At 65.0% G+C, this 11,605-nt stretch carries 12 protein-coding genes and 1 pseudogene; 9 read left to right on the plus strand and 4 right to left on the minus strand.

Translation table 11 applies throughout. The features are described from left to right. Window positions 1-11 precede the first annotated feature (11 nt). The 3 genes from AC5RUM_RS16870 to AC5RUM_RS16880 all read left to right on the plus strand — a co-directional run bounded on the left by AC5RUM_RS16870 (window position 12) and on the right by AC5RUM_RS16880 (window position 2,204). Entirely contained in the window at window positions 12-623 is a 612-nt protein-coding gene (locus tag AC5RUM_RS16870; RefSeq protein ID WP_494036016.1) for a carbonic anhydrase, read from the plus strand. A 134-nt stretch (window positions 624-757) separates the two neighbouring features. Further along, window positions 758-1,081, plus strand: coding sequence for a hypothetical protein (locus AC5RUM_RS16875; protein WP_494036017.1), 324 nt, complete (start codon window positions 758-760; stop codon window positions 1,079-1,081). Beyond that, window positions 1,059-2,204: a flavin-containing monooxygenase gene (locus AC5RUM_RS16880; RefSeq protein ID WP_494036018.1), complete on the plus strand. Its 1,146-nt coding sequence runs from the start codon at window positions 1,059-1,061 to the stop codon at window positions 2,202-2,204. Before AC5RUM_RS16875 ends, AC5RUM_RS16880 begins: the two co-directional genes overlap by 23 nt. 82 nt (window positions 2,205-2,286) lie before the next feature. Here the strand turns inward: AC5RUM_RS16880 and AC5RUM_RS16885 are convergent, their stop codons facing one another. Continuing rightward, a complete protein-coding gene (locus AC5RUM_RS16885; protein WP_494036019.1) occupies window positions 2,287-2,667 on the minus strand; it encodes a VOC family protein in 381 nt (126 codons plus the stop codon). Between the two features lie 235 nt (window positions 2,668-2,902). Between AC5RUM_RS16885 and AC5RUM_RS16890 the strand changes: the two are divergent. Next, a pseudogene (locus AC5RUM_RS16890) lies at window positions 2,903-2,959 on the plus strand (DUF4913 domain-containing protein); the annotation flags it as partial. 68 nt (window positions 2,960-3,027) lie between these two features. On the opposite strand, the gene AC5RUM_RS16895 reads toward AC5RUM_RS16890, so the two are convergent. From AC5RUM_RS16895 to AC5RUM_RS16905, 3 genes are all read right to left on the minus strand, one after another. Next, entirely contained in the window at window positions 3,028-3,753 is a 726-nt protein-coding gene (locus AC5RUM_RS16895; RefSeq protein ID WP_494036020.1) for an SDR family oxidoreductase, read from the minus strand. An 86-nt stretch (window positions 3,754-3,839) separates the two neighbouring features. Further along, window positions 3,840-4,745, minus strand: a complete 906-nt coding sequence (locus AC5RUM_RS16900; RefSeq protein WP_494036021.1) for an aldose 1-epimerase family protein — start codon at window positions 4,743-4,745, stop codon at window positions 3,840-3,842. Beyond that, a complete protein-coding gene (locus AC5RUM_RS16905; RefSeq protein ID WP_494036022.1) occupies window positions 4,742-5,593 on the minus strand; it encodes a class II fructose-bisphosphate aldolase in 852 nt (283 codons plus the stop codon). The genes AC5RUM_RS16900 and AC5RUM_RS16905 overlap by 4 nt, the downstream gene beginning before the upstream one ends. A gap of 137 nt (window positions 5,594-5,730) precedes the next feature. On the opposite strand from AC5RUM_RS16905, the gene AC5RUM_RS16910 reads away from it, so the two are divergent. The 5 genes from AC5RUM_RS16910 (at window position 5,731) to AC5RUM_RS16930 (ending at window position 11,594) form a co-directional block, all read left to right on the plus strand. Beyond that, window positions 5,731-7,104 (plus strand): FGGY-family carbohydrate kinase, encoded by a 1,374-nt coding sequence (locus AC5RUM_RS16910; RefSeq protein WP_494036023.1) that lies wholly within the window; start codon window positions 5,731-5,733, stop codon window positions 7,102-7,104. Next, complete coding sequence (locus AC5RUM_RS16915; protein ID WP_494036024.1) at window positions 7,104-7,910, plus strand: DeoR/GlpR family DNA-binding transcription regulator; 807 nt, start codon at window positions 7,104-7,106, stop codon at window positions 7,908-7,910. Before AC5RUM_RS16910 ends, AC5RUM_RS16915 begins: the two co-directional genes overlap by 1 nt. Next, on the plus strand, window positions 7,907-8,878 hold the full coding sequence (locus AC5RUM_RS16920) for a 1-phosphofructokinase family hexose kinase (protein ID WP_494036025.1): 972 nt from the start codon (window positions 7,907-7,909) through the stop codon (window positions 8,876-8,878). Before AC5RUM_RS16915 ends, AC5RUM_RS16920 begins: the two co-directional genes overlap by 4 nt. Before the next feature lie 86 nt (window positions 8,879-8,964). Then, the gene (locus AC5RUM_RS16925) at window positions 8,965-10,038 is read left to right on the plus strand and encodes a sugar ABC transporter substrate-binding protein (RefSeq protein ID WP_494036026.1); all 1,074 of its coding nucleotides are present in this window, start codon (window positions 8,965-8,967) and stop codon (window positions 10,036-10,038) included. A gap of 11 nt (window positions 10,039-10,049) precedes the next feature. Beyond that, window positions 10,050-11,594: a sugar ABC transporter ATP-binding protein gene (locus tag AC5RUM_RS16930; protein WP_494036027.1), complete on the plus strand. Its 1,545-nt coding sequence runs from the start codon at window positions 10,050-10,052 to the stop codon at window positions 11,592-11,594. The last annotated feature ends 11 nt before the right edge of the window (window positions 11,595-11,605 follow it).

Here is an 11,605-nt window from a genome sequence, read left to right on the forward strand (position 1 = left end):
AGGTAAGCAGGGTGAGCAGAATCAGCCCGTACGATGCCTGGCAGCGCCTGATTGAAGGCAACGAGCGTTTCGTCTCGGGAGATTCGATGCACCCGAACCAGAACGCCTCCCGGCGCAGCGCGCTGGCGCACACGCAAAACCCGTTCGCAGTCATCTTTGGTTGCGCGGACTCCCGACTCGCCGCGGAGATCATCTTCGACGTTGGCCTCGGCGACGTCTTCGTGGTGCGCACAGCCGGGCACGTGATCGACGACGCCGTTCTCGGCTCGCTCGAGTACGGCGTCTCGGTGCTCAAGGTCCCGCTGATCGTCGTCCTCGGACACGACAACTGCGGCGCCGTCACGGCCGCGAAAGAAGCCGTGGAAACCGGGGACGTGCCTTCGGGCCATATCCGCGACCTGGTTGAACGGATCACACCGTCGGTACTGAGGTCACTGCGTGAGGACAAGACGGACGTCAACGACATCGTTGTCGAACACGCCAAACAAACCGTGCGCCGGCTGCTCGACAGTTCACGGATGATTTTTGACGCCGTGGACAATTACTCCACTGCAGTGATCGCCGTCGCGTACCGGCTCGAAGAGGGCCGGGCGCGCCTCGTTTTCACAGCTGGCGTCCTCTGAAAGCCACGATCCTCTAACAGTCGCAGTCCTCCTTCCCCTGCATAAAATTACCCATCCCCCGCCCGCCGGATCCGCCCCGGAAATGGGTGATTCGCCCGATTCGCCGTGACGCGCCGAAAAATAGCGTTAGTGGCATGAACATTTCGGTGCTCGCAGGAATGGTTTCCACCGCCCTCTTTGCGGTGAGCTACCTGCCCATGCTGCTCAAGGCCCTGCACACGAGGGATCTTGACTCCTACAGCCTCGGCTACCTCGTGCTGAGCAACGCCGCCAACGCCGTGCACTCCGTTTACGTCGTCAGCCTCCCGCCGGGGCCGATCTGGGCGCTGCACTTCTTCTACGTCGTCGCCTCCGCACTGCTGCTCATCTGGTACCTGCGCTTCCGGTCCGTTCAAAACCACCAAACCGCACCTGCATCACCAAGGAGGCACCACCATGAACACCACCCCAGCAACTGACACCTTCGGCGCCGTCGGCACTACCGCCGTCGACACCGTCATCATCGGCGGCGGACAGTCCGGCCTGGCCCTGGGCTACTATCTGGCGCAACAGCACCGGAACTTTGTCATTCTCGACGCCGGCACACGGGTTGGCGACGCGTGGCGGAACCGCTGGGACTCGCTTCGCCTGTTCACCCCCGCCAAGTACGACGGCCTGCCCGGCCGGCGCTTCCCCGGCGACCCTCTCGCCTTCCCCACCAAGGACGAGCAGGCGGACTACCTTGAGGACTATGCCTCCCGGTTCCACCTGCCGGTCCGGCCCAACACGGCAGTCACCCGGCTGAGCCACGACGGGCAGCGGTTCCATGTCACAGCCGGGGCGCGGCGCTGGACGGCGGCGAACGTCGTCCTCGCCACCGGCGCCTACCATCTCCCCAAGACGCCGCGCTTTGCGGCGGAACTGCCAGCCGACATCGTGCAGTTCCACTCCTCCAACTACAAGAACACGGCCCAGCTCAAGCCCGGTCCGGTCCTGGTGGTGGGGCTGGGCAACTCCGGGGCGGAGATCGCCCTGGAGACCAGCCGCACGCATGAAACCTGGCTGGCCGGCAAGCCGAGCGGCGAAATCCCGTTCCGGCACGGGCGGACCGCGGCCCGGTTCTTCATCCCCCTGGTCCGCCTCGCCGGGATGCACGTGCTGACCACCAACACGCCGATCGGGCGCAAGGTGCTGCCCAAGCTGGCTGCCGTGGCAACCCCGTTAATCCGCACCAAGGTCGCTGACCTCGCCGCCGCCGGGGTCCACCTGGTGCCGCGGGTTGCCGGAGTGCAGGACGGCGCAGCAGTGCTCGACGACGGCCGGAGCCTTCCGGTGGCAAACGTCATCTGGTGCACCGGCTACACCGAGGCCTACCCGTGGATGGACATCCCGGCGCTGCCCGCGGACTGGAGGGAGCAGCAGCACCGCGGGATCGTGGATGCACTGCCGGGCCTGTACCTGCTGGGGAAGGACGTCATCTTCGCGGCAGCATCGGAAACCCTCCCCGGCGTGTGCCGGGACGCCAAGTATCTTGCGAAGCAGCTGGCCGCCACGCGGGCTCCACAGGACGCAGCAGAGGTCCAAAGCCGACTGGCGGCGTAACTAAACGACGCTGGCGCCCGTCCCGGCCGGCGACGGGACCGCGGCGGCGAGCGCCGGCGTCGTTCTCCTTCAGCGTCAGCTGTTACGCGCGCTGGGTGATGTTGAGAATGTTCCCTTCGCTGTCCAGGAACCAGGCGGACTTCCCCCAGTCATCCTTGAAGACGCCGTTCTCCGTCTTCAACCCGGGCTGGTCGTACTCTTCAAAGACGACGCCGCGGCCCCGCAGCTCCTCCATTTCGCGTTCGAGGTTGTCCGTGGTCCAGCCCATCTGGGTGTTCTTCGCCGTCCCGGCATTCTCTGTCTGATAAACGAGGAAGGCCGTTCCGTGACCGCCGCGGTACACCAGATTGTCGTCCTCCAAGGACTCGGAAGGCTCCAGCCCCAGCTTGTCCCGGTAGAAATCCCTCGCCCTCTTGATGTCCTTCGCCGGAAGCACAGCAATGATGTCTGAATCCGTGAGCATGATGATTTCCTTTGCGCATTGTTCTCTCGTTGATGGCGATGCTCTCCCCCGGAAGCGGTTCCGGAACGTCCTTGTCCGGTGGCCGCGTGGCCGCCCGTTCCGCCAATACCGTGGCGGCCACCTTGGGACTCTGCCCAGCCCTGCCAGCCGCCATCGGCGCGAGGGTCCCCGAAGCTTACGGGGCCATTATGGAGCCGATTCATGGCTACGGAAATAGTGCTGAGGCGATACCTCCACCATCTGGTGCCCGACATGGTGGAGGCACACGGAAGCCGTCAGCCGCTTGGAAGCCCTCGGCCCGCGACTGGCACAAACATATAAACGGCAATTCCTTCCGCTAGGCCCGGGCTCACGGCCCTGCTATCCCCAGGATTGTTCGGACATGTGCCGGAAGGCGACCTCGAGGATCCTCAGGTGCCGCGGGCGGGAGAGTGCGAACAGGACTACCTCGGCCACGTCGTCAGGGGTCATCATGTTTTCCAGTTCCGGCATGCCGGGGAGGCGCAGGCCCCGCCCCATCCCAAAGTTACTCGCGACCCCTCCCGGGCAGACATTAGTGCACCGGATGCCGCTGGCCCTGAGTTCGTGGTCCAATGAGCGTGTGAATCCGACTTGAGCGAACTTCGTGGCAACATATACGGCTTCGTCGGGCAGCCCGCGGCGGCCTGCTTCGGATGCAACAGTGACAATGTCCCCTGCGCCTCTTTTTTGCAGGTACGGAAGAGTGGCACTAACCGTGTTGAAGAGGCCCGTCACGTTGACGTCCGTCATTTCCTGAACGTCGCTGTCGGGGGTCTCGATGAAGGGTGCCCAGGAGCCCACCCCGGCGTTAGCGACGACGATGTCGATGCCGCCAAAGTGCTCCGCCGTCCTCTCGGCGGCGCACTGCATCGCCTCGCGGTCCCGGACATCGGCCAACGCCGTCAAGCTGTTGGGAAGACTGGGACCCAGTCCCGACCGCGACACCATGGAGACAGCGGCTCCCGACCTGGACAGGGCACCGGCGACGGCCGCACCAATGCCGCCGCTGGCTCCCGTGATGAAAGCAGTCTTGCCCGATAATTGATGGCTGATGGTTTCGTTCATGACATTACCGCCTGAGTCGATTCGATAGCTTTCACTTTGGTGTCGATCTAAGTCCAGTCCTGGCTGGAAAAGGGCTGGTGGCTGCGTCAAAGCGCATGAATGGCCCAGCCGGCGTGATGGGTCGTTCCTTGGAGCAACGTCACGAGGTCTTCACCTGTGTTGAACGCGTTGGGAGGGCAAGTCATGGGTTCCACTGCCAGCCCGATGCGGTGCCGTTCGGGTATCTCATGGTCCGCGGTGTGAAGCTGGACCCATGGGCAAGCCTGTCCCCAAGTCATGGCGACCCCGGTACCGCAGGGATCCCGTAGCTGTAGACGTACTTCGACCTCGCCAGGGATGGTACGGAGATCGGTGAAGGCGTGATCTATTGCCGTCTTACCCAGCCGTTGGGGGCGGCGGTAATCGAACGGTGTGCTGTCCACGGAGGTACGTTGGAGAGGAATGAGTCTGTCAGGTGTGACGTCGAGGAAGGTGCCTGCGTCCAGTTCCAGTGACCAGGTATCCAGGGAGGACGGCCCGGCCATGAGGTACGGGTGGGGGCAGGTCCCGTAGGGGGCAGCGTGTTCCGCGGTGTTCGTGGCAGTGACTGTGGTGTGAAAACCTGACTCGTCCACCACGTAGCTGACATCGAGCAGCAACTCGAAGGGGTAGCCCTTGCTCGGGCGCAGTACGTGCCGCAGTCCCAGGCGTGATCGTTCATGGTAGAGAACGGTCCAGGGAACGTGGGAAACCAGGCCGTGTAGCGCCGCCGCCCTGGAAGGCTCGTTGGTTGGAACCGTAAGCTCAACTCCCCCGAAAATATAGCGTCCGTCCGGAATGCGATTGGGCCAGGGTGCGATGATGGCGCCTCGGTAGTCGGGCATCGGCTCACCGAGAGCGAACGGGACGATCAGGTCACGGCCCTCATGAGTGAGCATGCGGACGGCGGCCCCTGCCTGCGTAATCGCCGCGCTGTAGCCCGCCGCGGAAATTCTGTAGTCACCGGCGTTCACCGTGCAGCCACCGGCCGCGTGGCCACGACCTGCAACAACCTGCCAGCGACTGCCGCGGTTTCCATCCGTGCTGGGGCGAGGTAGGCGCGGGGATCAACGATATCCGGGGTGGCCAGCGCGGAGCGGACCGCACCCGTGAATGCGACGTTCAGAATGGTCCCCAGATTGATCTTCACCATTCCTGACGCAACCGCAAGGACCACTTCGTCGTCGGGCACACCTGAGGACCCGTGGAGCACCAGGGGCACTCCCACTTCATTTTTGATCCGGGCGATGAGGTCGTGATCCAGCCGGGCTGTTTGTGCCGTCATGGCATGGGAGCTGCCGACGGCGACTGCCAACGAATCTACCCCGGTATCAGCGGCAAAGCGGGCGGCTTCGACGGGGTCGGTGCGCACCCCGGGGGCGTGGGCACCGTTCTTTCCGCCGATTTCTCCGAGCTCAGCCTCGACGTGCCATCCGCGCAGATGGGCCCACCGGGCTGCGTCGCGAGTCGCAATGACGTTGTCCTGGAACCCTAGGCGGGAGCCGTCAAACATCACGGACGTGATGGCAGTTCCGGCCGCCTCGCGGAGAATTCGCTCGTCCTCAATGTGGTCCAGGTGCAGCGACACGCAGGCATGGGAGGACTCCGCGAGCGCCGCCAGCCCGCTCACGAGCGGCTTGAGCCGGCCGCGGTGGAACTTGATGCAGTTTTCGCTGATCTGCAGCACGGCAGGCAGTTCGGTTTGCTCGGCGGCCTCAACGATGGCTTCCCCGTGCTCGAGGCTGATGACGTTGAAGGCGGCCAGCCCGACGCCGCTTGCGACCGCCTCGCGCATGAGCTCCCCGGTGTGTGCCAATGTCATTTGAACTCTCCGTTGCGTTTGGTTGGAGCCGCCAACCTTGTAATCAGCAGCTTTTAGATGTGAGCTTGACAACATCCCCAATAAAACACAACAATATCCAATATCTTCCAATCAACCAACAGGCAGGGGTGAAACCGGTGCTTCTCGTAGGACTCGACATCGGCACGACGGCGGTCAAGGCCGTGGTCTTTGACGAGCACGGCGCTGCCCTCGCCGAAGGCCGGGCCGCTACACCGTGGTCTGTTTCGCCACTGGGGGTTCAGCTGGAGGCTGCCGAACTTCTCAACGCCGCGGCCTCGGCCCTCACCTGTGCGCTGGCCACGGCACCGGACGGTGCGGTGGCTTCCATCGGCATCACCAGCATGGGTGAATCGGGCGTGCTGACCGGCCCGGACGGCAAAGCTGTGGGCCCGGTGATCGCCTGGCATGACCGGCGGGATCTTGCCGAACTGGAGAGCCTGCGCGCTGCCATTTCCGAGGACGCGTTCTCCGTCCGCACGGGCCTGCCAATGCGGGAACAGTGGTCCCTGACCAAACACCGCTGGCTCCTGACCCATCTGCCGGAGACCCGACGGGCGACCGCGCGCCTTAACATCGCGGAGTGGATGGCCTTTTCGCTGGGTGGAGCCCCTGTCTCGGAGCTCTCCCTGGCCTCGCGCACCGGCTGGCTGGACCTCGCTTCCCGCAACTGGTGGACCGAAACCCTGGAATGGTCGGGGGCCAGCCAGACACTCATGCCGGAACTGGTGGTCGCCGGGACCAACCTGGGTCTTGTGAGCGCGGAAGCAGGGATAAGCCGCCTCACCGGGGCGGCCATCGCGGTGGCGGGACATGACCACCAGGCGGCGGTCGCCGGAGCGGGGGCTTACCTGCCCGGCGATGTCCTCGACTCCTGTGGAACTGCCGAGGCCCTGGTGCGCGTCATTGAACCAGCCCTTTCGGAACCGGCCCTGCTCGAGCTGACAGCCGCCGGAATTACTGCAGGCTGGTCCGTCTTTGAGGACAAATGGACACTGCTCGGCGGCACGCAGGCCGGGCTGGTCCTCCAGAACGCGTTGAAAATGCTCGGGCTCGACAGCGCCGACATCGCACACCTTGACGCCGACCCCTCCCACAGCGTCGGCCCGCTTCATGCCACGATCGACGCCGGGCAGGGACTCGCGCTCCACGGCGCCACCGGGGCAACGAGCCAGGCAGACATCTGGCGGGCAGCGCTGGATGCCGTGACCCGGCAGGCCGTGGAAGTTCACTCCCTGATGACCCGGGCGGCAGGCTCCCCGTCCCGGATGGTGGTGACCGGCGGCTGGTCCCGCAGCAGCGGACTCCTGCAGAGCAAGGAAAGAGTGTTCGGCGCCCTCACGGTGCCCCCGGCCAAGGAATCCGGCGCACGCGGCGCCGCCTTTTTCGGAGGCCTCGCTGCGGGCATCTACGGATCTGCTGCAGATTTTCCCTCCGGCGCAGGCCCTCGCCCATCCTCAAATACCACCCTCCAACCGGAAGGGGCCCTGTAATGCACCCCATCCCCGACCGCAATGAGCCGCGCTCCGATTCCCGGGTCCCGTTCCCGGAGCAGCGGCGCGGACTCATCCTTGAGCGCCTCCGCGCCGAAGGCCGCGCCGACGCGGCCTCGATCGCAGAGGAACTGGGCGTCACCGGTGAAACCGTGCGCAAGGACCTCCTGGCCCTGGACCAGCTGGGTCTCCTGCGCCGGGTTCACGGCGGAGCAGTACCGGTGGGGCGCCTGACCTACGAGCCAGCCGTCTCGATGCGGACAGGCTTCATTGACGAAAAGACCCGTATCGCCAAGGCCGCGCTGCGGCACCTGCCCACCGGCGGTTCGGTGCTGCTCGATGCGGGATCCACCACAGGCAGGCTGGCCGCGATGTTCCCGCATGACAAGGAGTTAACCGTGTACACGAACACGCTCAGTATCGCCATTGGCCTCTTGGACAGGCCGTTGCTGACGGTTCACACGCTCGGCGGACGGGTCCGTCCGCTGACGGAGGCCGAAGTGGACGACTGGGCATCCCGGTCACTATCCGAGATCAACGTTGATGTTGCCTTCCTCGGCGCGAACGCGATTTCGGTAGACAGGGGGCTTACCACTCCTGACCCGGCGGAAGCCGCAGTGAAGAAGTTGATGCTGGAAAGCGCCCGGCGGCGCGTCCTGTTGGCGGATCACAGCAAATTCGGGTGCGTGAGCAACTGCAAGCACGCCGACCTTGCCGACATCGACCTCCTCATCACCGACTCCGCCCTTGACGGCCGCGAGCTCAAAGCCGTCCAGGCGGCAGGGGTGGAGGTGGAACTGGCATGATTGTGACCGTTTCACCGAATCCCAGCATGGACCGCACAATGTCCATTGACCGGCTGCCGCACGGGGACATTGTCCGCAGCCACCGGAGTTACAGCGAGCCCAGCGGCAAGGGGGTTAACGTCGCCGTCGCGCTGCATGCCAACGCCATCGACGTCGTCACAGTCCTGCCCGCCGGCGGCTTTACCGGGGTGCAAATCACCGGAATGCTGTCGGACCTGGGAGTCCCGCATGTCGCGGTGCCGATCGCACAGGAGATTCGCAGCAATGTCAGCCTGGTGGAACCCAATGCGACTGTCACCAAGATCAACGAGGTGGGTCCCAGTTTGGACGGTGCGGAGGCCGCATCGCTGATCCGGGCTGCCTTGGAGCACGTCAGTGCCGATGACTGGCTTGTCCTTTGTGGGACGCTGCCGGACGGAGCGGTGGAACGGCTGTACATCGACTTGGTGGAGGGGGCACACGGACGGACCGCCCGCGTTGCCGTCGACACTTCAGGGGAACCCCTACGGAACGTCCTTCCGTACGGGCCCGACCTGGTCAAGCCCAATGCCGGCGAGCTCGCGGAGCTCACCGGACGGTCGTTGGAGACCCTGGGGGACGTCGTTGACGCCGCCCAGGAACTTCGACGCCGGGGAGCCCGGACCGTCCTGGCAAGCCTCGGATCCGACGGAGCAATCCTCCTCGACGATTCCGGCTGCTATTTCGGCCAGGCACGGGTGGACCGCGTCGTCAGCGCCGTCGGCGCCGGGGATGCACTGCTTGCCGGCTTCCTCGCCGGCGGCGCAAACGGACCCCGCGCCCTCCGGGAGGGCTTGACCTGGGCGGCTGCGGCCGTCCAACACGAGGGCACTCTTTACCGCGGTCGTGGGCCACGGATAAAAGTGGACATCCGCGACGATCTCGACCGGAGCCGAGCCCTCACGGAGCCCTGCACCGCAGCGGGCCAACCGGCGGGGAGCCCAATCTAAGCCCACCCCCTCCGCCCGCCAGCACCACAACCTCGGGCCCCAAGGCCCTTGCCTGGCTACACGCAACCCAATTTCAAAGGAGAACCATGGTTACCAAGCGAACAGCGCGGCTCGCACTTATCTCGTCTCTCTCTGCTGCCACTCTTCTCGGCCTCACGGCCTGCGGCGGTTCCGCCCCGGCCACCACGTCTTCAGAGGACAAAGGGCTGATCGGCATTTCCATGCGGTTCATCGCCGGAAACGCCTGGCTGAGCACCATGTCCGACGGCGCCGTCAAGTCCGGAACCGCCAAGGGCTGGACGATGGAAGCCGTCGACGCCCAGGGCAGCGCCCAAACCCAGATCCAGCAGATGAGGACCTTCATCAACAAGGGCGCCAAGGCGATCATCATCGAGCCGGTGGGCGACCGCAACGTCGCCGGCGGCATAGAGGCTGCCAAGGCCGCCGGCATTCCGGTCATCGTCGTCAACGACCGTGTTTCGGAGGAGCTCGCCAAGAGGGTCGCCTGTAACGTGCACGACGACGGCGAAGCGACCGCCGAGCTGGTGGGAGCGAAAGCCGCGGCGGCCGCCGTCGCCAGGAAGGGTGAAAACTCCACCATCAACCTCTACATCCAGGCCCTGTTCCCCCAGGAGCTCGTCACCGAAAGCCGTGAAAACGGCTTCATGGCCGGCTGGAACAAGTACATGGAGCAGCACCCGACGGTGAAGACCAAGCGGATCCCCAACAACTACGGCGAAGCCCTGCCGGACAAGACCCTGACCGCGATGCGCAACGTGCTGGCCGGAAACCCGGACCTTGACGTCGTCTTCAACCAGACCGACGTCGTGATGCCGGCGGTGATTGAGGCACTCAAGGGCGCTGGCCGCATGGACCAGAACGGTAAGACCGAGGTCATCCTGGCCGGGTTTGACGGCGGCATGGAGGTTATTAAGTCGATGGCCAAGGACCCGTCCTCCCCCGTGGTTGCAGACGGCCTGAACCAGCCGGCGCTCCAGGCCGCCTACGCCGTGGACGAAGCCATCGCCGCCGTGACCGGTACCCCCAGCGGCAAGTGTGAGGGCACCCCGGCAACCCGGATACTGCCCGCCCTGGCCGTGACCCCCGAGAACGCCGGCCAGTACATCAGCGACGACCTCGCCTTCGCCGGCGCCGAGTAGGCGGGACCATCATGACTGCACCCGTTGGGCTCGACCTGCGCCCCCTGATCGCGGTATCGGGAGTGTCCAAGGCATACCCGGGAACCCAGGCCCTCGCCGGCATCAATCTGGAGGTGATGCCCGGAGAAATCCACGGCATCGCCGGACAGAACGGCGCCGGAAAATCCACTCTGGTGAGAATCCTCTCCGGCGTGGAAAGGCCTGATTCCGGCAAAGTCCTGATCGACGGTGAGGCCGTCACGCTGGATAACCCGCAGGCGGCCCAGCGGGCGCGGATCATGACCGTCCACCAGGAACTCAGCCTGGTCCCGCACCTCTCCGTGGCGGAGAACATCTACGTCGGAGAACTGCCGCGCACCGCCGTCGGCACCATCCACTGGTCCAGGGTCCGCACCCAGGCCCGAGAACAGCTGCTACGCCTCGGGTTCGACATCGACGTCCGCGCCACTGTGGCGTCACTGCCGATCGCCCACCGGCAGGCCGTGGAAATCGCCAAGGCCCTGACCCGGGACGCCCGGGTCCTGATCCTGGACGAACCCACGGCCACCCTTCCGCGTCACGACGTGAACCAATTGTTCGACCTGCTGAACGAGCTAAAGAAGCTGGGCCTGGCCATCATCTACATCTCGCACCACTTCGACGAGATGTACGCGATCTGTGACAGAATCTCCGTCTTCCGGGACGGCCAGCGCGTGGCGCTTCACGACGGCGACGAAAAGCAGCACGATGCCATCCTGCAGTCCATGCTCGGCGGGGTGAGCCCGGAGCGGTCAGCAAAGCTTCAGGTGGGTCCCGGAGACATGCCCAGGCTCGGCACCGGCCGGACCGAGGGCGAGGTGGCGCTGTCAGTCCGTGGCCTCCGCGACGGCCACGACCTGCACGGGGTGGACCTGGACCTTCACAAAGGCGAGGTGCTCGGCATTGCCGGCCTTTCCGGCAATGGCCAAAGCCAGCTTGCCGCGGCCCTGTTCGGAGCTGAAAAGTCCCAGCACAAGGAGTTTCTGGTCAACGGCCGGGAGCGGCGCCGGCAAGATCCCGCCCACTCGATCGCCCTGGGTATCGGCTTCCTCCCTGAGGAACGCAAGACGCAGGGGCTGATCCTGACTATGTCCATCACACGGAACATCACCATGGCCTCTCTGCCACGGTTCTCGCCCGGATACTTCCTGAGCAAGGCCAAGGAACAGAAGGCAGCAGTGCGCATGCGTGACGCCCTTGCCATCAAGACCGCACACGTCGGCGAAGCGGTGGGAAACCTCAGCGGCGGCAACCAGCAAAAGGTTGCCCTTGCGAAGTGGCTGGTCAGCGGCGTCAGCACGCTGATCATCGTCGAACCCACTCGGGGCGTGGACGTCGGGGCAAAACTCGAGATCTACGAACTCATCCGAACGTTCGCGGACCAGGGTGGCAGCATCATCCTGATCACGTCCGAAATCGATGAGGCCCTGATGTGCGACCGGGTGCTCATCCTTAGCCGGGGCCGGACCGCCGGCACCGTGAGCCGCAGCGAGATTGAGCAGCGCGGGGAGGCCGCGATCCTCGACCGCTTCAACTGACCGTCCCGAAA

This window comes from Arthrobacter sp. B2060 (assembly GCF_059090445.1).